18 protein-coding genes are annotated in these 20,054 nt (G+C 56.9%); all 18 read right to left on the reverse strand.

Annotated features, from left to right (window positions below):
• Positions 1-2: 2 nt before the first annotated feature.
• Complete coding sequence (locus CU102_RS16510) at positions 3-1,676, reverse strand: ribonuclease J (RefSeq protein WP_106712198.1); 1,674 nt, start codon at positions 1,674-1,676, stop codon at positions 3-5.
• Between the two features lie 20 nt (positions 1,677-1,696).
• On the reverse strand, positions 1,697-2,536 hold the full coding sequence (locus tag CU102_RS16515; protein ID WP_106712199.1) for a biotin--[acetyl-CoA-carboxylase] ligase: 840 nt from the start codon (positions 2,534-2,536) through the stop codon (positions 1,697-1,699).
• A gap of 8 nt (positions 2,537-2,544) precedes the next feature.
• Positions 2,545-3,969 carry an NADH-quinone oxidoreductase subunit NuoN gene (nuoN, locus tag CU102_RS16520; RefSeq protein ID WP_106712200.1) on the reverse strand — a complete coding sequence of 475 codons (1,425 nt, stop codon included), beginning with the start codon at positions 3,967-3,969 and terminating at the stop codon, positions 2,545-2,547.
• Positions 3,970-3,989: 20 nt separating this feature from the next.
• A complete protein-coding gene (locus tag CU102_RS16525) occupies positions 3,990-5,495 on the reverse strand; it encodes an NADH-quinone oxidoreductase subunit M (RefSeq protein ID WP_106712291.1) in 1,506 nt (501 codons plus the stop codon).
• Positions 5,495-7,486, reverse strand: a complete 1,992-nt coding sequence (gene nuoL / locus CU102_RS16530) for an NADH-quinone oxidoreductase subunit L (RefSeq protein WP_166648473.1) — start codon at positions 7,484-7,486, stop codon at positions 5,495-5,497. Before nuoL ends, CU102_RS16525 begins: the two co-directional genes overlap by 1 nt.
• A 7-nt stretch (positions 7,487-7,493) precedes the next feature.
• Positions 7,494-7,802: an NADH-quinone oxidoreductase subunit NuoK gene (gene nuoK, locus CU102_RS16535; RefSeq protein WP_099999304.1), complete on the reverse strand. Its 309-nt coding sequence runs from the start codon at positions 7,800-7,802 to the stop codon at positions 7,494-7,496.
• A complete protein-coding gene (locus CU102_RS16540; protein WP_106712201.1) occupies positions 7,802-8,434 on the reverse strand; it encodes an NADH-quinone oxidoreductase subunit J in 633 nt (210 codons plus the stop codon). Before CU102_RS16540 ends, nuoK begins: the two co-directional genes overlap by 1 nt.
• A gap of 200 nt (positions 8,435-8,634) precedes the next feature.
• Positions 8,635-9,126 carry an NADH-quinone oxidoreductase subunit NuoI gene (gene nuoI, locus CU102_RS16545; protein ID WP_106712202.1) on the reverse strand — a complete coding sequence of 164 codons (492 nt, stop codon included), beginning with the start codon at positions 9,124-9,126 and terminating at the stop codon, positions 8,635-8,637.
• Positions 9,123-10,169: an NADH-quinone oxidoreductase subunit NuoH gene (gene nuoH, locus CU102_RS16550; RefSeq protein WP_106712203.1), complete on the reverse strand. Its 1,047-nt coding sequence runs from the start codon at positions 10,167-10,169 to the stop codon at positions 9,123-9,125. The genes nuoI and nuoH overlap by 4 nt, the downstream gene beginning before the upstream one ends.
• Positions 10,170-10,185: 16 nt before the next feature.
• Entirely contained in the window at positions 10,186-12,267 is a 2,082-nt protein-coding gene (gene nuoG, locus CU102_RS16555) for an NADH-quinone oxidoreductase subunit NuoG (protein WP_106712293.1), read from the reverse strand.
• Positions 12,268-12,366: 99 nt separating this feature from the next.
• Positions 12,367-12,918: an NADH-ubiquinone dehydrogenase gene (locus CU102_RS16560; RefSeq protein WP_133624590.1), complete on the reverse strand. Its 552-nt coding sequence runs from the start codon at positions 12,916-12,918 to the stop codon at positions 12,367-12,369.
• A gap of 61 nt (positions 12,919-12,979) precedes the next feature.
• Positions 12,980-14,281 (reverse strand): NADH-quinone oxidoreductase subunit NuoF, encoded by a 1,302-nt coding sequence (gene nuoF / locus CU102_RS16565; protein WP_106712205.1) that lies wholly within the window; start codon positions 14,279-14,281, stop codon positions 12,980-12,982.
• Between the two features lie 63 nt (positions 14,282-14,344).
• Positions 14,345-15,520 (reverse strand): NADH-quinone oxidoreductase subunit E, encoded by a 1,176-nt coding sequence (locus CU102_RS16570; RefSeq protein WP_106712206.1) that lies wholly within the window; start codon positions 15,518-15,520, stop codon positions 14,345-14,347.
• Complete coding sequence (locus CU102_RS16575) at positions 15,520-16,710, reverse strand: NADH-quinone oxidoreductase subunit D (RefSeq protein WP_106712207.1); 1,191 nt, start codon at positions 16,708-16,710, stop codon at positions 15,520-15,522. The genes CU102_RS16570 and CU102_RS16575 overlap by 1 nt, the downstream gene beginning before the upstream one ends.
• Positions 16,711-16,752: 42 nt before the next feature.
• Complete coding sequence (locus CU102_RS16580; protein ID WP_106712208.1) at positions 16,753-17,361, reverse strand: NADH-quinone oxidoreductase subunit C; 609 nt, start codon at positions 17,359-17,361, stop codon at positions 16,753-16,755.
• A gap of 9 nt (positions 17,362-17,370) precedes the next feature.
• On the reverse strand, positions 17,371-17,952 hold the full coding sequence (locus CU102_RS16585; protein ID WP_106712209.1) for a NuoB/complex I 20 kDa subunit family protein: 582 nt from the start codon (positions 17,950-17,952) through the stop codon (positions 17,371-17,373).
• Complete coding sequence (locus tag CU102_RS16590) at positions 17,943-18,308, reverse strand: NADH-quinone oxidoreductase subunit A (protein WP_106712210.1); 366 nt, start codon at positions 18,306-18,308, stop codon at positions 17,943-17,945. The genes CU102_RS16585 and CU102_RS16590 overlap by 10 nt, the downstream gene beginning before the upstream one ends.
• A gap of 441 nt (positions 18,309-18,749) precedes the next feature.
• Positions 18,750-19,961 (reverse strand): MFS transporter, encoded by a 1,212-nt coding sequence (locus tag CU102_RS16595; protein WP_106712294.1) that lies wholly within the window; start codon positions 19,959-19,961, stop codon positions 18,750-18,752.
• Positions 19,962-20,054 lie beyond the last annotated feature (93 nt).

Genomic DNA, 20,054 nt, shown 5'->3' on the forward strand with positions numbered 1-20,054 from the left:
CCTCAAGGCCGCGTCACGAAGACGGTCACTATCGGCTTCTTGCCCCACACTTCATTGGTTGCGGCCCGTACGGCCCGACGCACGGCCTCGCGCACCATGGCAATGTCCTTGCGCTTTTCGCGCGGAATACTTTGAACGGCACCGACTGCCGCGTCATAAAGGAGATCTTCGAGCAATTCCCCCTCATCATCATTCTCAGGGAGGCCGATCGGAACGATCTCGGGATCCTCAATAATGTTGTATCTCTCATCAAGCAGCATCGAAACGGCAACGTGACCGACATAGGAGAGCTTGCGCCGGTCGACGATCCCAACCTCCTCTTCATCGCCAATCAGCTTGCCATCCTTGTACAATCGTCCGAAGGGCGCCTGATCGATGATTTCAGCTCTGCCGGGTGCCAGACGTAATACGTCGCCGTTGCGCACCTGCGGCACTTCCGGAATCCCAGCCATGGCCGCCAGCGACCCCTGCCCTACAAGATGTGCTGCCTCGCCGTGCACGGGAACGAGAATGCGCGGGCGCACCCATTCATACATGCGTTTCAACTCATTACGGCGCGGATGTCCAGAAACATGCACCAACGCATCGCCATCGGAAATAACGTGGATGCCCTGCTCGATCAGGAGGTTCTTCGTCTCAATGATCGGCTTTTCGTTACCCGGAATGGGACGCGAGGAGTAGATCACTGTGTCTCCCGGCGACAATGCAACACTACGCATTTCGTCACGAGCCAGCTTTGCCAGCGCGGCGCGCGGCTCTCCCTGGCTGCCGGTAAGAATGACAACGATATTCTCGCGTGGAATGAAGCCATAATCGTCCTCGGAAAGGAACTCCGGAACGCCATCAAGGTAGCCAAGTTCGCTCGCCACATCGATCATGCGCTTCATCGAGCGGCCAAGAACGAGAACCTGGCGTCCGGCATCACGCGCGGCCAAGGCAATCGAACGAATGCGCCCCACATTGGACGAAAAGGTCGTGATGGCAACGCGCCCGCGCGCTTTCTCGATGATTTCGCGAAGGCTTTCGCCCACTTCCAGTTCCGATGGAGACTCTCCATCGCGAAGCGCGTTGGTGGAATCACACATCATGGCGAGCACGCCTTCGTCGCCGAGCGCACGGAAACGTGATTCATTGATCAATGGTCCGAGCGACGGTTCCGGATCCATCTTCCAATCACCGGTGTGAACAACCATGCCGAGCGGCGTTCTGATCGCCAACGACATCGGTTCCGGAATCGAATGGGTCACTGCCAGCGCTTCGAACTCGAAAGGACCGACCGTGAAGGTCTCACCGGCTCGATAGACAGTCACCGGAATGTCCGGGGCTCCTGGTTCCGACTGACGCTTTGCATCGAGCAAGCCAGCGGTGAAGGGTGATGCATAGACAGGAACGTTGAGCATCGGCCACAAATCAAGCAAAGCACCGTAATGGTCTTCATGGGCATGCGTAATCACAATGCCCTTGAGATTATTGCGCTCTGCTTGCAGGAAACGGATGTCTGGCAGCACGAGATCGGCGCCCGGAAGGTCCGGGCCAGCGAAACTCACGCCCATGTCAACCACGACCCATTCACGCTTGTGCGCGGGGCCATAGCCGTACATGGCCAGATTCATCCCGATCTCACCGACACCACCTAAGGGAAGGAAAACAAGCTCGGCCTGATCGGAAGTTGGCATTTATACTCCTAGAAACTGAACTATTCGGCACTGGCCGACGCAACTGCACCAAAATGGACATCGCCGGCGGCAATCTTCACCCGCTGTCCATCATTGTCGCGAATAACGAAGCGGCAGTCCTCGTCAATCGTCTCGAATATACCACGCAGGACGGTCCCGTCGACTCGCACAGCCACTTCGCTGCCTAGACCGGCCGCGCGCGCAAGCCAACGCTTGCGTATTGCGGCAAGCCCACGCCCCTCACCCCACATACGGCTATTCTCTTCCCATGCATCGGACAGTGCCAAAAAGAGCGTTTCCGCATCACAATTAGCGCCAAGCCGTGTTAGCGAAGTGGCCGGGTAAGGAACATCCTCGGGATAGGCAACGACATTGACACCAATGCCGACGACAATCGCCATGCGATTATCCGGCAACTGCGTCGACTCGAGCAATATGCCCGCAAGCTTTGCCCCATCGGCCAAGAGATCATTGGGCCATTTGAGCTCCACGCGCAAAGGTGACTTGCCCGTCTCCGTGTTGGCGGCGCCATCAAGGCCAACCGAGAATTTGGCGGATGGACACACAGCATCCAAGGCGTCGGCCAGCGACAGTCCCGCGACAAAGCCAAGCGTTGCCGCAGTCTTGAGCTCAAAACGACCAGTCAACAGTAATGAAGCCGCAAGATTTCCGTGCGATGTGGCCCAGGCGCGGCCACGCCGGCCGCGTCCGCTTTCCTGCTTCTTGGAGACAATCCATAATTTTCCCGGATCACCCGCCTGCGCCCTTTCGAGCGCGACGGCGTTGGTCGAGCCGATCGTCTCAAACGCCTCCAGCCGAAAGCCATTTTGCTGTGCCAGAGGCGAAAGCGAGAATCCCATGGGGATGCTCAGAAGAAGGTCTTGGCGGCAGCTTCTGCGTATGTGCTGACTGGTCCACCAATCAGAACGTAGAACAGAACCAGCAGACCGGACACTCCGAGCACGAGACGAAGTTCGCCCGACATTGGTACAAAGGCGCCGACCGGTTCATCGAACCACATGATCTTGATAATACGTAGATAGTAGAAGGCACCCACGACCGACGCAACGATGCCGATGATCGCCAGCGCGTAAAGATTAGCCTGCATTGCCGCCAGGAATGTGTACCACTTGCCCCAGAAGCCGGCGAGCGGTGGAATGCCGGCGAGCGAGAACATCAGGATGGTAAGGATCGTCGCCATGATGGGATTGGTGCGCGACAACCCCGCCAGATCACCGATCTGCTCGACATTTCCTTCCTTGCGGCGCATGGCAAGAATGAAGGCAAATGTGCCCAATGTCGTCACAAGATAGATCAGCATATAAATCGCAACACCGCGAACACCAATCACTGTACCGGCAGCGAGACCGACGAGAGCGTAGCCCATGTGGCTGATCGAAGAATAGGCCATCAGGCGCTTGATGTTGCGCTGACCGATCGCCGCGAACGCACCAAGGATCATCGATGCGATTGCAATAAATACGATCACCTGCTGCCAGTCATGGGTGATCGGCTGGAAAGTCTCAACGGCAACACGGGTCAGCAAAGCCATGGCAGCCATTTTCGGCGCGCTGGCGAAAAACGCCGTCACCGGGGTTGGCGCACCCTCGTACACGTCCGGCGTCCACATGTGGAACGGTACGGCTGAGATCTTGAAAGCCAGTCCGGCCAAGATGAAGACCAGGCCGAACACCACGCCAAGTTGCCGCTGTTCGCTTGCCAGGGCCTGGGCAATAGCCTCGAAACCAGTGTGGCCAGTGAAGCCATAGACCAGAGAAATGCCGTAGAGCAGCATGCCGGACGACAAGGCCCCAAGGACGAAGTATTTCAGGCCAGCTTCTGTCGAACGGACATTGTCGCGATTGATGGCAGCGACGACGTAAAGTGCAAGCGACTGCAATTCGAGACCAAGGTAAAGCGACAGCGTGTCGTTTGCCGAGATCATCAGCAGCATGCCGAGCGTCGCCAACAGGATCAGGATCGGGAATTCGAAGTTGTCAAACTTTTCGGCCTTGGCGAAGCCAACGGACATGACTAGCGTCACAACTGAACCAACCAATGTCAGCACTTTCATGAAACGCGAGAACGGATCGCTGACAAACGCACGTCCAAACACATTACCATCCTGCGGAAACAGAACGACCAGGGCGAGCGCAGCCAGAAGCACGGCCACCGAGAGGCCAACAACCAGCGTATTTGCCCGCTCACCGGAAAACGCGCCGATCATCAGGAGAGCCAGCGCACCCACTGTGATCAGTAGTTCAGGTGCCATAAGCGTCAAGTTGGCAATCATGTCGTTTCGGCCTCTTCCTGCTATTTCAGCGCCAGTGTGGCAGCTGAGGACAGCGCGTTATTGTATTGATTGATCACGGCGTGGACGGAGCTTGCCGTCGCATCGAAGACAGGCATTGGATAGACGCCATAGAAGATCGTCAGGATCACCAGCGGATAGATCACTGCCTTTTCGCGCGGTGTCATGTCCAGAAGCGATTTCAGGCTGTCCTTGTCGAGTACACCGAATATCACCCGGCGATAAAGCCAGAGCGCGTAGGCCGCCGAGAAAATAACACCGCTGGCGGCAAAGAGCGCAACCCAGGTGTTGACGCGGAAGACACCGAGCAAAGTGAGGAATTCACCGACAAAGCCCGAGGTGCCCGGCAGGCCCACATTGGCCATGGTGAAAATCATGAACACCACAGCATATTTGGGCATGTTATTCACGAGACCGCCATAGGCCTTGATTTCCCGCGTGTGCGTCCGGTCGTAGACGATGCCGACGCATAGGAACAGCGCGCTCGAGACCAGCCCATGCGAGAGCATCTGGAAAATGGCACCCTGGATACCCTGCTCGTTGGCGGCAAAGATCCCCATCGTCACGTAGCCCATGTGGGCGACCGACGAATAGGCGATCAGCTTCTTGATGTCGTCCTGCATCAGCGCGACGAGTGACGTGTAGATGATGGCGACGACCGAGAGCGTATAGATCAACGGAGCAAAGTCAGCCGAAGCAATCGGGAACATCGGAATGGAGAAGCGGATAAAACCGTAGCCGCCGAGCTTCAACAGAATGCCCGCCAGGATCGCAGACGCTGCTGTTGGCGCCTCCACATGCGCGTCCGGCAACCAGGTATGAACCGGCCACATCGGCATCTTCACGGCAAATGAGGCAAAGAAAGCCAACCAGAGCCACGTCTGCATTGATGCCGGGAATTTATAAGCAAGCAACGTCGGAATGTCGGTCGTGCCTGCCTGCCAGTACATGGCCATGATGGCCAGCAACATCAGGACCGAGCCAAGCAGCGTGTAAAGGAAGAACTTGAAGCTCGCATAGACACGGCGCTTGCCGCCCCACACGCCGATAATGATGAACATCGGCAGGAGAACGGCTTCGAAGAATACGTAGAACAGGACGATGTCGATTGCACAGAATACACCGATCATCAGCGTTTCCAGTACGAGAAACGCGATCATGTATTCCTTGACGCGGTTCTGGATCGCCTCCCAACTCGCCAGAATGCACAGCGGCATCAGGAAAGTCGTTAGGATGACGAACAGCATCGAGATGCCGTCCACGCCCATATGATAGGAAATGCCGGAATCGAGCCACGCGGCCTTTTCGACGAACTGGAATCCGGCTTGGCCGTTGTCGAAATAGTACCAGATCGGCAGTGACAGCAGAAACGTGATGATCGTCGTCCACAGTGTCACAATGCGAATGTTGCGCGTCGCAGCCTCACTGTCATCCCGGATCAGCAGGATAATGAGGGCACCGACCAAAGGCAGGAAGGTAACGGTCGAGAGAATTGGCCAGTCGGTCATCAGAAGTTGCTCCCGAGCATCATCCACGTGACGAGTGCGGCGACCCCAATGAGCATCGCAAACGCATAATGATAAAGGTAACCCGTCTGTAGGCGGACCACCCGGTTGGTGACGTCAACGACGCGCGCGGAAATTCCATCCGGCCCATGACCATCGATCAGCCAGCCATCGCCCTTCTTCCAGAGGAAGCGGCCGAGCGACTTTGCCGGGCGAACGAACAGGAAATCGTAGAGCTCGTCGAAATACCACTTGTTGAGCAGGAACTGGTAGAGGCCAGGATGGTTGGCAGCCAGCTGCTTCGGCGTCTCCGGCGACCTGATGTAGTAATACCAGGCGACGATAAAACCCGCGGCCATAGCTAGGAACGGCGACATGGCCACCAGGAACGGCACGTGGTGATGTTCCTCGAGAATTTCGTTTTCCGGACCAGTGAAAATTGCGCCCTTCCAGAACTCGGCATACTCATGGCCGAAGAAATATTCGCGGAAACCAACGCCGGCAAAAAGCGCGCCGAAGGCCAGGATGAACAGAGGGATCAGCATCACGTACGGCGATTCATGCACGTGATGCATGACATCGTGGCTGGCGCGGGGCTTGCCGTGGAATGTCATAAATATCAGACGCCATGAATAGAAGCTGGTGAAGATCGCAGCGACAACGAGAAGGATGAAGGCATAGCCTGCAACCGGGCTGTGCGATGCATAGGCCGACTCGATGATCATGTCCTTGGAGAAGAAGCCGGCGGTGCCAATGAGCGTCCCCGGAATACCGAGGCCGGTTAGTGCGATCGTACCGATGATCATCATCCAATAGGTCTGCGGGATCAACTTCCGGAGACCGCCCATATGGCGCATGTCCTGTTCGTTAGACACGGCGTGAATGACGGAGCCTGCACCGAGGAACAGCAGCGCCTTGAAGAATGCGTGCGTAAACAGGTGGAAAATGCCGGCACCGTAAGCACCAAGACCGAGCGCCACGAACATGTAGCCGAGTTGCGAACAGGTCGAATAGGCGATGACGCGCTTGATGTCGTTCTGCACCAGACCGACGGTTGCGGCGAAGAAGGCGGTCGTTGCACCGATGAAGGTGACAAAGATCAAGGCCGCATGCGACAATTCAAAGATCGGCGACAAACGAGCGACCATGAACACGCCGGCCGTCACCATCGTCGCTGCATGGATCAGTGCCGACACCGGTGTCGGGCCCTCCATAGCGTCAGGCAACCATGTGTGCAGCAGGAACTGCGCCGACTTGCCCATCGCGCCCATGAAGAGCAGCAGGCAGGTGATCGTGATAGCGCCCTGCTTGTCGAGCGAATAACCCAGGAAATTCAGGACAGTCTGGCCGCCCTCGGCCGCCCCTTCTGCCGGGAGATACTGTGCGGCAGATGTGAACAGCGTGTCGAACTGCACCGTATCGAAAAGAACGAAAAGTGCAAAAATGCCGAGGAGGAAGCCGAAATCGCCGACGCGGTTGACAACGAAGGCCTTGATGGCAGCAGCGTTGGCGGAAGGCTTTTTGTACCAGAAACCGATCAGCAGGTAGGATGCAAGACCCACACCTTCCCAGCCAAAGAACATCTGGACAAGATTGTCGCCGGTCACCAGCATCAACATGGCGAAGGTGAAGAGCGAAAGATAGGCGAAGAAGCGTGGCCGATCCGGATCGTGATGCATATAGCCGATCGAGTATGTATGGACGAGCGCCGAGACGGTGTTGACGACAACCAGCATGACCGCTGTCAGCGTATCGATGCGCAGTGCCCAGTCGAAGCTCAGCGAACCAGACTCGACCCAAAGCGCAACTGGCACCTTGAACGCTTCGCCGTGGCCGAGTGCAACTGTGCCGAAGGCAATCCAGGACAGGACCGCACAGACGATCAGCAGTCCGGTCGTAACATACTCGCTCGCCTTCGCACCGATCGACGAGCCGAACAGACCCGCGATCAGGAAGCCGAGCAGCGGAAGGAAGACAATCGCCAGATACAGCATGCCCCCGTCAACCTTTCATCATGTTGACGTCTTCCACGGCAATCGATCCGCGATTGCGATAGAACACGACGAGAATAGCAAGACCGATAGCTGCCTCCGCGGCGGCAACGGTCAGTACAAACAATGCGAAAATCTGGCCGACCAGATCACCGAGCGCTGCAGAAAACGCCACGAAGTTGAGATTGACCGCAAGCAGGATCAGTTCGACGGACATCAGGATGACGATGACGTTCTTCCGGTTGAGGAAGATGCCGAAGATCCCGAGCGTAAACAGCAGGGCAGATACGGTCAGATAATGTGCGATACCGATTTCCATCATGACACCTCTGTCAGGCCCTTGCCTGTCTCAACCTGTTTAACTTCGATGGCAGTGGCAGGCGTACGAGCGACCTGCTCCGAAATATTCTGGCGTTTGATGTTGGGCTTGTGGCGAAGCGTCAGCACGATCGCCCCGATCATCGCAACCAGCAGCACAAGACCAGCGATCTGGAAGAAATAGATATAATCCGTATAGAGAATATCCCCGAGCGCGGCCGTGTTTGTGCGCGTAGCAACGTCGGGTGTTGGCTGAAACGCCGGGGTTCCCAACTGCGGCGCGAATACCGAACCTCCGAGAACGATGATCAACTCTGCAGCAAGGATGAGGCCAACGAGTGCGCCGATTGGCGCGTATTGCAGCGCACCGCTCTTCAGTTCCGCAAAATCAACGTCCAGCATCATGACGACGAAGAGGAAGAGAACCGCAACCGCTCCGACGTAGACGACCAGAAGTATCATCGCAAGGAACTCAGCGCCGGTCAGCAGGAACAATCCTGCGGCGTTGAAGAATGCAAGGATCAAGAACAGCACGGAATGCACGGGATTGCGTGCCGCAATCACCATGAACGCACTGGCGACGGTTATGAAGGCGAATAGGTAAAAAAACGCCGCCGCGATACCTGTCAGCATGGGTTCCCCCGATTTCCATTCCGGCAGGTCTTCCTGCCATTTCTAACTTCGTCTTGCCGCAATTCCGGTCGGGAAACCGGTTCCCACTTACCCTGGAATTGCTCATGCGATTCACGGTGTTTCCGTACGTTCGCAGCTCTTAACGCATGTTTCCGTCCGGTAGAAGCACCCTTCCGAGGACACAAGCGCGCACTCACTATTTACCGGTACGGCGCATCCATAGCGATGTTGCGCGCCAATTCCCGCTCCCAGCGGTCGCCGTTGGCGAGCAGCCGGTCCTTGTCGTAATAGAGTTCTTCCCGGGTTTCCGTTGCAAACTCGAAGTTCGGTCCCTCGACAATGGCATCAACCGGGCAAGCCTCCTGGCAGAAGCCGCAATAGATGCACTTCACCATGTCAATGTCATAACGCACAGTGCGGCGCGTTCCATCATTGCGGCGCGGGCCAGCCTCGATGGTAATGGCCTGCGCCGGGCAGATCGCTTCGCAGAGCTTGCAGGCGATGCAACGCTCTTCGCCGTTTGGGTAACGGCGTAACGCATGCTCACCGCGAAAGCGGGGGCTGAGTGGCCCCTTCTCATACGGATAGTTCAAGGTCGCCTTTGGAGCGAAGAATTGCCGCATCGACAGGAAGAATGCCCCGACGAATTCCAGAAGCAGGAGCGATTTTGCAGCTTGTGCAAGTGAACTCATGGTGTAAGCCCCGTGATTTTAAGGAAGGCGGCAGTGGCGATGACCATGAAGATCGAGATCGGCAGGAAAACCTTCCAGCCAAGACGCATCAGCTGATCGTAGCGGTAGCGCGGAACGAATGCCTTCACCATGGCAAACATGAAGAAGCAGAAGAAGAGTTTCAGCAAGAACCAGACGACGCCCGGTACCCAGTTCAGAATCCAGATATCAACGGGCGGAAGCCAGCCGCCGAGGAACAGAATGGTGGTCAGGGCGCACATCAGCGTTATCGCAACATATTCGCCGAGGAAGAACAGCAGGAACGCCGTTGAGGAATATTCGATCATGTGACCGGCAACGAGTTCTGATTCAGCTTCGACCAGATCGAAGGGTGGGCGGTTGGTTTCCGCCAGTGCCGAAATGAAGAAGATGATGAACATCGGGAACAGGCCGAGCCAATGCCAGTCGAGGAACGAGTTCGGCAAGCCGACCATCGTACCAAGGCCATTTGTCTGCGAGATCACGATGTCGGTCAGGTTCAACGAACCAACACAGAGCAAGACCGTGACAATGACGAAACCGATGGAGACTTCATAGGAGACCATCTGTGCGGCGGAGCGCAATGCACCAAGGAACGGATACTTTGAGTTCGAAGCCCATCCGGCCATGATCACGCCGTAGACCTCCAGCGAAGAAATCGCGAGGACGTAGAGTATGCCGACATTGACGTTGGCAACCGCCCAGCCCTCATTGACCGGGATAACCGCCCAGGCGGCCATGGCGAGAACAGAAGAAACCAACGGCGCCAACAGGAAAATGCCCTTGTTGGCGCCAGATGGGATGATTGGTTCCTTGACGACGAACTTGAGCAAGTCAGCAAAGGATTGCAGCAATCCGAAAGGACCGACGACATTGGGGCCACGACGCAACTGCACGGCCGCCCAGATCTTGCGATCCGCCAGGAGCAGATAGGCAATGATGAGCAGCATCACCACCAGCAATAGCACGGACTTTCCGAGGATGATCAGCAGCGGCAGGATGTAGGTTGCGAAAATTTCTTCCATATCAGTCTCTTCCCGCCTACTCGGCTGCCTGCTTGAAGCCGCCCTTAGCGAGCGCAGAGCATTCGGCCATGACGGCAGAAGCGCGCGCGATCGGGTTGGTCAAATAGAAATCCTTGATCGGCGATACAAAGGCTGTTTTCTCAACAGAACCCGATGCATTTGCCAGCTTCTCGATGTCGGCCGGATCGCCGGCCGCAATCGAGTCGGTTGCGGCGAGATGCGGATACTCTGCATAGAGGGCCGAGCGCAAGGCCGCCAGCGAGTCGAACGGCAATTTCTTGCCGAGAACATCCGACAGGGCACGCAGAATTGCCCAATCTTCCTTGGCGTTACCGGGTGCAAAGCCAGCTCGGCTGGTCATCTGCACGCGACCCTCAGTGTTGACGAATGTGCCCGACTTTTCCGTATAGGTTGCGCCAGGCAGAATCACGTCCGCGTTGTGCGCACCCTGATCGCCGTGTGTCCCAATGTAGACAGTGAAGGCCTTGTCTGTCTTGGCCCAATCCAATTCGTCGGCGCCAAGCAGGAACAGCACGTCGAGCTTGCCCTTCATCGCGGCGACAGCCTTGCCGCCCTTGCCTGGCACGAAGCCGATATCGAGCGCACCGACGCGGCTGGCAGCTGTATGGACGACACCAAAGCCATTCCATTCGGTGCTCAGGGCGCCGGTGTCCGCCGCAATCTTGGCCGCGAGACCAAGCACCGCCGCACTGTCCGGACGTGACAGAGCGCCCTGCCCGATGATGATCATCGGATTTTTGGCTTTCTTCAGAACGGAGAGGAATTTTACGGAGCCGGCAGCTAGATCCGCCAATGTCTCGGCTCCGCTACCCAGATACTCATATTTGTATCGCAGATCCGCCTGCTCGCCGATCACGGCGATCGGCGTTCCGGACGCGCGCCAACGCTTGCGGATCCGGGAATTAAGCAACGACGCTTCAAAGCGCGGGTTCGAACCGATAATCAGGATCGCATCCGCTTGCTCGATACCATCGATGGTCGGATTGAAGATGTAAGACGCACGTCCATTGGCCGGGTCCAGTACCGAGCCATCCTGACGTGCGTCGATGTTGGCAGAACCGAGCGCCGTCATCAGCGCTTTCAGCGCATACATTTCTTCAACGCTGGCAAGATCACCCGCGATAGCACCGATTTTGTCGCCCTTGGCCGCGGCCACAGCCGCCTTGATCGCATCAAACGCTTCCGGCCAGCTTGCAGCCACCAGACGGCCATCATTGCGGATGTAAGGACGGTCGAGCCTCTGCGTGCGCAGGCCATCCCAGATGAAGCGGGTCTTGTCGGAAATCCACTCCTCGTTCACCTGCTCGTTGACACGGGGGAGAATGCGCATCACCTCGCGGCCGCGCGTATCAACGCGAATTGCCGATCCGACGGCATCCATCACATCAATGGATTCGGTCTTGTTGAGCTCCCACGGACGTGCCTGGAAGGCATATGGCTTCGAGGTCAGCGCACCAACCGGGCAAAGGTCGATCACGTTGCCCTGCAACTCCGAGGTCATCGCATGTTCGAGATAAGTAGTGATTTCGGCGTCTTCACCGCGACCGATCAGACCAAGCTCGGAAATGCCGGCAACCTCCGTGGTGAAACGGACGCAACGCGTGCAATGGATGCAGCGCGTCATGATCGTCTTGACGAGCGGACCGATGTACTTGTCCTCAACGGCGCGCTTGTTTTCCTTGTAGCGCGAAGAATCCACACCGAAGGCCATGGCCTGATCCTGCAGATCACACTCGCCGCCCTGATCGCAGATTGGGCAATCCAGGGGATGATTGATCAGCAGAAATTCCATCACGCCTTCGCGGGCCTTCTTGACCATCGGCGTATTGGTGAAGATTTCCGGTGTTTCGCCGTTCGGGCCAGGACGGAGATCGCGCACGCCCATGGCGCAGGATGCTGCCGGCTTGGGTGGTCCGCCCTTCACTTCAATCAGGCACATGCGGCAATTGCCAGCGATCGACAAACGCTCATGGAAACAGAACCGCGGCACTTCCGCACCCGCCGTTTCTGCTGCCTGCAGAAGCGTGTAGTGATCCGGTACCTCGATTTCCTTACCGTCGACTTTGATCTTTGCCATCGTCTGTCCAACCTCGCGGAACATTCCGCATTTCATCTGGCATTTCCGCCATACGGCCGAATGCCTTAAATTACGCGCGTCAGCTTTCGCCAGCGCTGTTTAATCTTTACTTTTCCCGGCCAGACCACTCGCCTGCCCCACCCAGTCGTCACGCCCGATACGTCCGCCGAATTGCAGCCGATCGTCGACCTGAGCGACGTCCTCTGGGGACCAGGCCGCAATCTGCGCATAGGTACGAATGCCCATACCGTTTAGCACTTGTTCAAGCTTGGGACCGACACCGGAAATACGCTTCAGATCGTCAGGCGCTGTTGCCGTTTCGATCTTCGCCGGTTGAGCCGGCTCCTTAACCGCAACGGGTGCCTGAACTTCCACAACCGGTAGCTCGACAACCTTCGGCGAATTGTCCGACGCATTCTTGCGAATGATCGTCTTCAACGCATCCACATCAGGTACAAGCCGAGGCGACGGCATGCTCTCCGCTTTCGGCAGCGGCTTGAATGCAGTGTTCGCATCAAGGATGCCAGCAACTGCACCAGCCCAAAAGCCCCACATCTGGCTGGCGACGCCAAGACCAAGTACGGAGACAGCTGCCGCTGCTCCGAGTTGAGGCGTCAATAGATTGGCCGCGGGCACGATTTGTTTCGGCATGACAGCCGCCCAGTCGGCTCCCGATCGTTTGTTTCCGGTCTCAGGCATTACCCCATGAACCCTATTCAGCGGCTACAAGCACTGGGCTTGATGCAGCGTTGCGTGAAAACTCATCAATACGGCGTTCGATTTCCGGACGGAAGTTCCGGATGAGCCCCTGTACGGGCCAGGCAGCAGCATCACCAAGGGCGCAGATTGTATGACCTTCGATCTGCTTGGTGACATCAAGCAGCATTTCGATTTCGCGCTTCTGCGCATTGCCAACAACCATACGTTCCAGGACGCGCCACATCCAGCCTGTGCCTTCACGGCAGGGCGTGCATTGGCCGCAGCTCTCATGCTTGAAGAAATACGAAATGCGCGCAATCGCACGAACGATATCAGTCGATTTGTCCATCACAATTGTGGCTGCCGTTCCGAACGAGGATTTGACGCCGCGCAAGCCATCGAAATCCATAGGGCAATCGATGATGTCAGCTGCCGGTACGACGGGACATGATGCACCGCCGGGAATAACGGCAAGCAGATTGTCCCAGCCGCCGCGAATACCGCCGGCATGCTTGTCGACCAGCTCGCGGAATGTGATCCCCATGGCTTCTTCGACAGTGCATGGACGATTGACGTGGCCCGACAGCATGAATAGCTTCGTGCCGACGTTGTTTGGCCGGCCAATGCTGGAGAACCAGGCAGCACCGCGGCGCAGGATCGTCGGCGCCACAGCGATTGACTCCACGTTGTTCACTGTCGTGGGGCAGCCATAAAGACCCATATTGGCCGGGAATGGCGGCTTCAGACGCGGCTGGCCCTTCTTGCCTTCAAGGCTTTCCAGCAGCGCGGTTTCCTCGCCGCAAATGTAAGCTCCGGCACCGTGGTGCACGAAAATATCGTAGTCCCAGCCGTTCTTGTTGTTCTTGCCCAACAATCCGGCATCGTAGCATTCGTCAATTGCGGCCTGCAGCGCTTCGCGCTCGCGGATATACTCGCCGCGTACGTAGATGTAGCAAGTGTTCGCGCCCATCGCGAAACCTGCAATCAGGCAGCCTTCGATCAGCGTATGCGGATCATGGCGCATGATATCGCGGTCTTTGCAGGTGCCAGGTTCGGACTCGTCGGCGTTCACGACAAGATAGTGTGGCCGCCCGTCGCTTTCCTTGGGCATGAAGGACCATTTGAGACCCGTCGGGAAGCCAGCGCCACCGCGCCCACGCAACCCCGACGCCTTCATCTCATTGATGATCCAGTCGCGGCCCTTCTCGAGGATCTGCTTGGTACCATCCCAATGGCCGCGTGAAATCGCGCCTTTCAAGGACTTGTCCTTGAGGCCATAGATATTGGTGAAGATGCGGTCTTTATCAGCGAGCATTTCGCACCTGTCCTACTCTCTTCGTCATTCTATGGCGCATGCGCTGTGCATCCGCCAATTCATTCACCTGGGCTTCTTACCGAAAACCTTTATGTACTCCGCCTCGCCGCCCTTGGCCAAAGCCTTGGCTTGCTTGACCCAATCGTCACGCTCGATGCGGCCCTTGAAATTCAAATAGCTGTCGACCCAGTAACGCTCGGCCTTTTTCCATGCAGCAACCTGCGCGTAGGTATAAATGCCGAGCTCATGCAGAATGATTTCAATCTTCGGTCCGACGCCAGCAATGAGCTTCAGATCATCGATTTCCGCGGGCTTTTCGATTGCTGCAGGCCGGTTCTTGTCCCCCAGCGATACCTTGGCCGGTGCCTTGATCGCCTGAACCGGAGGCTTGTCTTTCAAAGAACCCTCTACCGTCGGTGGATTCTTGATCGCCTTAGCTGCAACCGGCGCGCTGGCTGGTACGGAAGTCGCATCTTCGGCAGCCTTGGTGGCCTTCTTCTTGGATGGAGACTTGATCGCAGCACTTGTCACGTCATCATGCGTCACAGGCTTGGCAGCGTTTGACGGCGGAACATCTGCGACTTGCGCAGCAGCACTCTTGGCCGCACGCTTCGGTTTGGCAGTGCCGTTACCGTCATTAAGCGATGTCAGCCCACCTTCCGGAGCCGAGGAATAGCGTTCAATCTGCGGTCCGACTGGAACCGAAGCTCCTTTCCCCGCCTCGAACGCATCGATGATTTCTTCAAGGCGTTCCGGCGTCAGGTCCTCATAGGTATCCTTAAATACCATGACCATCGGAGCATTGACGCAGGCGCCAAGGCATTCGACCTCTTCCCACGACAGGGTACCCGCTTCGTTGGTATGGAACGGATCGTGGTGGATTTTATGCTGGCAGACTTTTTTCAGGTCTTCCGCCCCGCGCAGCATGCAAGGCGTTGTTCCGCAAATCTGAATGTGGGCGCGGGTGCCAACAGGTTTCAGCTGGAATTGCGTGTAGAACGTTGCAACTTCCAGAACCCGGATCATCGGCATGTCGAGCATGGTTGCCACATGTTCGATTGCAGCCCTCGTGACCCAGCCGTCCTGCTCTTGTGCCCGCATCAACAGCGGAATGACGGCCGACTGTTCACGGCCCTTCGGATATTTTTGGATAGCCTGCTTCGCCCAAACGCTGTTTTCGCGATTGAACGCAAACGCTGCTGGCTGGACGTTATCTTCTGCGAGACGACGGACGGACATTAGCGATCAACCTCACCAAATACGATATCGAGCGAGCCGAGGACGGCAGAGACGTCGGCTAGCATGTGACCACGGCACATGAAGTCCATGGCTTGAAGATGCGCGAAACCAGGCGCACGGAGTTTGACACGGTATGGCTTGTTTGACCCATCGGAAACAAGGAACACGCCGAACTCGCCCTTTGGCGCTTCAACAGCGGCGTAAACTTCGCCTGCAGGCACGTGATAGCCTTCTGTGTAGAGCTTGAAGTGGTGGATCAACGCTTCCATCGACCGCTTCATCTCGCCGCGCTTAGGCGGCACGATCTTGGCGGAAGTATTGGACACAGGCCCCACCCGCTCCTTGCCAAGCAGCTGATCGATGCACTGGCGCATGATGCGAACGGACTGGCGCATCTCTTCCATGCGGATCAGATAACGATCATAGCAATCGCCGTTCTTGCCGATGGGAATGTCGAATTCCATTTCCGAGTAGCATTCGTAGGGTTGCGACTTGCGCAAATCCCATGCAGCGCCGGAACCGCGTACCATGACGCCCGAGAAACCCCATGCCCAGGCATCTTCCAATTTCACGACGCCGATATCGACGTTGCGCTGCTTGAAAATGCGGTTCGGAGTGATCAGGTCATCGAGATTCTTGACCGTTTGCAAGAATGGATCGCACCATTTGCCGATATCTTCGATCAGTTGGTCCGGCAGATCCTGGTGGACGCCGCCCGGACGAAAGTACGCGGCGTGCATGCGAGCGCCGCACGCTCGCTCATAGAACACCATCAACTTCTCGCGCTCTTCGAAACCCCAGAGCGGCGGCGTCAACGCGCCAACATCCATGGCCTGCGTGGTCACATTCAGCAGGTGCGACAGGATGCGGCCAATTTCCGAGAACAGAACGCGAATGAGCTGGCCACGCTTCGGCACCTCGATCTCGAGCAGACGCTCGACCGCCAGTGCATAGGCGTGCTCCTGGTTCATCGGAGCGACGTAGTCGAGGCGATCCAGATAGGGTACGGCCTGCAAATAAGTCTTGGCTTCCATCAACTTTTCAGTGCCGCGATGCAGCAGGCCGATATGCGGATCGACGCGCTCGACCACCTCGCCATCCAGTTCAAGCACAAGGCGCAAAACGCCATGCGCGGCCGGATGTTGCGGGCCGAAGTTGATGTTGAAGTTGCGGACGCTGTGTTCAGTCATGGGTAAATTCCCGGTGGGCTGCGTCAAATGTCATCAGCACGCTCAATTTGCCTTCGCCTTCTCATCGCCTGGCAGCACATAATCCGTGCCTTCCCAAGGGGACTGAAAGTCGAAGTTGCGGAATTCCTGCCTCAGTTCGACCGGCTCATAGACGACACGCTTGACCTCGTCGTCATAGCGAACCTCAACGAAGCCGGTAAGCGGGAAGTCCTTGCGCAACGGATGACCTTCGAAACCATAGTCTGTGAGGATACGGCGAAGGTCCGGGTGGCCCGAAAATAAGACGCCGTAGAGATCATAGGTTTCGCGTTCATACCAGTCCGCACCTGGATAAACCGGTGTCGCCGATGGCACTGGCGTATCTTCGTCGGCCGCGACTTTGACGCGAATACGCAAATTCTGACGCGGTGAAAGGAGATGGTAGACGACATCGAACCGCTCAAAGCGCGACGGATAGTCCACGCCGCTGATGTCGATCAGCGAGATGAACTGACACTGCTTATCGTCGCGCAGGAAGGTCAGCGTGGCGATGAGTTCGCTTGCGTTGACCTCAACTGTCAGCTCGCCATACGCAAGTTCGACCGATTTGAGGGCGAGCCCTGCCGTGTCCTTGAGATAGTTGCCAAGTTCGCTCAATGCTTCTTCAGCCATCGCCGTATCCTATCGCTCGATCGTGCCGGTACGGCGGATTTTCTTCTGCAGCATCAACACGCCATACAAAAGAGCCTCTGCAGTCGGTGGGCAGCCCGGCACATAAATGTCGACAGGCACGACGCGATCACAGCCACGCACTACAGAATAGGAGTAATGATAATATCCGCCGCCATTGGCGCACGAGCCCATGGAGATCACATAGCGCGGCTCCGGCATCTGGTCGTAGACCTTCCGCAACGCAGGCGCCATCTTGTTGGTCAGCGTGCCCGCGACGATCATCACGTCAGACTGGCGCGGCGAGGCGCGCGGCGCAAAGCCAAAGCGCTCGCCATCATAGCGCGGCATGGATGTGTGCATCATTTCGACGGCACAGCAGGCAAGACCGAACGTCATCCACATCAGCGACCCGGTGCGCGCCCAGGTGACGAGCGCGTCCGCCGAGGTAACGAGAAAGCCCTTGTCCGCGAGTTCGTTGTTGATCTCGCCGAAGAATGCATCGTCCGACCCGATCGGCTTGCCAGTGTTAGGATCAAGTATGCCCTTTGGCTGTGGGGCGACGAGTGTTGTTTGGCCAGCGGTCAATCCCATTCCAGCGCTCCCTTTTTCCACTCATAAATAAAGCCGATGGTCAGAACCGCGAGGAAGATCATCATCGACCAGAAACCAAACCAACCGATTTTGCCGAAGGAGATGGCCCACGGGAACAGGAAAGCTACTTCAAGATCGAAGATGATGAACAGGATCGATACCAGATAGAAGCGCACGTCGAATTTCATGCGGGCGTCATCGAATGCGTTGAAGCCGCACTCATAGGCCGACAGCTTTTCCGGGTCCGGCGCACTATATGCGACCAGAAAAGGCGCAACCAACAGTGCCAGACCGATTACCAACGCTACTCCAATGAAGATAACGATGGGCAGGTAGGAACTTAATAACTCGTTCATGATCCGTCTTTTTCCGCCTTGTGAACTCAGGCTGACAAGAATGCCATGTTATGCACATGACTGTCACCAATAGGCGACAGATCGCACCATCCTGGAAGTTGGTCCGATGGCGCGAGCGTTAGCGCGTTAGCGCCATGCGCGCAAGTGCAACAATCGCCGTAGAAGCAGTGGTGATGCAGCATGAATAGCGAGCTGGCTCGCGTGAAAATCGCCAAATTGCGCATTTTTTCCTGTATTTCGCGATAAAATGGCCCTGAATTGCTTTTTAGAATGATATTAATGTGGCCTGGCGATCCAGAGCTTCGCCCGGTTGATTTTCTGGCTGCGACATTCGGTCCTATAAACGATTTAGAGCAGAAAGTTTGCTCATCCGAGCCGAGCGAAACCATGCGCTCGCTAAGGCACTCAGATGCCGCTCCAGACACATTGAAAACCAGGTCGTCAGCCCCCTGCCAAAGGCTCGAGGCTGAGCCGCTGCCCCTCCTCAGCGAGTTGCCTCTCATAGTGTGCCCTGCGGTCCAGCATCAGCGACCAGAGTGCTACAAGCAGACCAATCAGGGCGAGCGCCGCTCCGACAAAAGGCAGGTTCTGATAGGATACCCCCCACACGAGTGCTGCCCCACCAATCCAGGCGCCGGAGGCATTGCCGACATTGAATGCTCCCTGATTGAGGGTTGCCGCCAGGTTCGGAGCTTCACCCGCTGTTTCGACCACGCGCATCTGCAATGGAGGAACGATGACAAAAGTCAGAACACCCCAAACAAACACGACGGCGATGGTGGCAACCGCGCTGCCGCTCGTTTCCGCAAAGAGCGAATGAACGAGCACGAGTGCAGCAAGCGTTCCTATGACAGTGGGCATCAGCTTCCAGTCGGCGAGCTTGCCGCCGATGATGTTGCCCACTGTCATCCCGGCTCCGAACAGCAGGAGTATCCAGGTAACCATCGGTGTGGAGATGCCGGACACCTCGGTAAGAATCGGCTTGATGTAGGTGAACACAGCAAAGAGGCCCGCCGAAGCCAATGCCGAGATCAGCATTGCCAGCCAGACCTGCAACTTTCCGAGAACCTTGACTTCGCTGAGGATACCCCCGCTCTTCTGTTCGCCGCTTGTCGAGGGAACGAGCAGAGCAATCGCGGTGACCGCCACAACGCCAATAGCCACCACGGCTACGAATGTTGCGCGCCAACCATATTCTTCGCCTAGCGCTGTACCCGCGGGAACCCCGAGAATGTTGGCGAGCGTCAGGCCGGCAAACATCAGTGCGATCGCACTCGCCCGCTTGTGGCGGGGAACAAGGCTGGCAGCCACTACGGAACCAATTCCGAAGAACGCGCCATGGCCGAACGCAGTGACGACGCGGGCAATCATCAGCATCCAGTAATTGGGCGCCAGAGCACAGAACAGATTGCCAATTACGAAAAGAGCCGCCAATCCAATCAGCACAGGCTTGCGCGGCAACGACGCAGTTGCGATCGCGATGATCGGAGCACCAACCACCACGCCGAGCGCGTAACCGGTCACCAGCAGGCCAGCACTAGGAATAGAGACACCAAGGTCGGCTGCTACTTCGGGCAACAGCCCCATGATGACGAATTCGGTTGTTCCGATACAGAACGAAGCGATAGCGAGGGCGAGAATCGGTAGGGGCATGGAGAGAACCGCGAGTCTTGAGAAAGACTGATGCTGCATAGAGAGCGGAAGTCTTACAAATGATTTTTGTGCATTGCAGCGATGCATTTATGA

The organism is Phyllobacterium brassicacearum, from assembly GCF_003010955.1.
Lineage (GTDB): Bacteria > Pseudomonadota > Alphaproteobacteria > Rhizobiales > Rhizobiaceae > Phyllobacterium > Phyllobacterium brassicacearum.

What these genes read in the sequence shown, in the direction of transcription:
- nuoL (WP_166648473.1), bottom strand. Translation starts at nt 7,486, where the DNA reads ATGCTGTATCTGGCGATTGTCTTCCTTCCGCTGCTCGGCTTCCTGATC.
- CU102_RS16540 (WP_106712201.1), bottom strand. Translation starts at nt 8,434, where the DNA reads ATGCTGACAGGTATCGCGGCGGCGTTTTTTTACCTATTCGCCTTCATA.
- CU102_RS16570 (WP_106712206.1), bottom strand. Translation starts at nt 15,520, where the DNA reads ATGTCCGTCCGTCGTCTCGCAGAAGATAACGTCCAGCCAGCAGCGTTT.
- CU102_RS16515 (WP_106712199.1), bottom strand. Translation starts at nt 2,536, where the DNA reads ATGGGATTCTCGCTTTCGCCTCTGGCACAGCAAAATGGCTTTCGGCTG.
- nuoK (WP_099999304.1), bottom strand. Translation starts at nt 7,802, where the DNA reads ATGGAAATCGGTATCGCACATTATCTGACCGTATCTGCCCTGCTGTTT.
- nuoF (WP_106712205.1), bottom strand. Translation starts at nt 14,281, where the DNA reads ATGCTCGCTGATAAAGACCGCATCTTCACCAATATCTATGGCCTCAAG.
- nuoH (WP_106712203.1), bottom strand. Translation starts at nt 10,169, where the DNA reads ATGGAAGAAATTTTCGCAACCTACATCCTGCCGCTGCTGATCATCCTC.
- nuoG (WP_106712293.1), bottom strand. Translation starts at nt 12,267, where the DNA reads ATGGCAAAGATCAAAGTCGACGGTAAGGAAATCGAGGTACCGGATCAC.
- CU102_RS16560 (WP_133624590.1), bottom strand. Translation starts at nt 12,918, where the DNA reads ATGCCGAAACAAATCGTGCCCGCGGCCAATCTATTGACGCCTCAACTC.
- nuoN (WP_106712200.1), bottom strand. Translation starts at nt 3,969, where the DNA reads ATGATTGCCAACTTGACGCTTATGGCACCTGAACTACTGATCACAGTG.
- CU102_RS16595 (WP_106712294.1), bottom strand. Translation starts at nt 19,961, where the DNA reads ATGCCCCTACCGATTCTCGCCCTCGCTATCGCTTCGTTCTGTATCGGA.
- CU102_RS16580 (WP_106712208.1), bottom strand. Translation starts at nt 17,361, where the DNA reads ATGGCTGAAGAAGCATTGAGCGAACTTGGCAACTATCTCAAGGACACG.
- CU102_RS16575 (WP_106712207.1), bottom strand. Translation starts at nt 16,710, where the DNA reads ATGACTGAACACAGCGTCCGCAACTTCAACATCAACTTCGGCCCGCAA.
- CU102_RS16525 (WP_106712291.1), bottom strand. Translation starts at nt 5,495, where the DNA reads ATGACCGACTGGCCAATTCTCTCGACCGTTACCTTCCTGCCTTTGGTC.
- nuoI (WP_106712202.1), bottom strand. Translation starts at nt 9,126, where the DNA reads ATGAGTTCACTTGCACAAGCTGCAAAATCGCTCCTGCTTCTGGAATTC.
- CU102_RS16590 (WP_106712210.1), bottom strand. Translation starts at nt 18,308, where the DNA reads ATGAACGAGTTATTAAGTTCCTACCTGCCCATCGTTATCTTCATTGGA.
- CU102_RS16510 (WP_106712198.1), bottom strand. Translation starts at nt 1,676, where the DNA reads ATGCCAACTTCCGATCAGGCCGAGCTTGTTTTCCTTCCCTTAGGTGGT.
- CU102_RS16585 (WP_106712209.1), bottom strand. Translation starts at nt 17,952, where the DNA reads ATGGGATTGACCGCTGGCCAAACAACACTCGTCGCCCCACAGCCAAAG.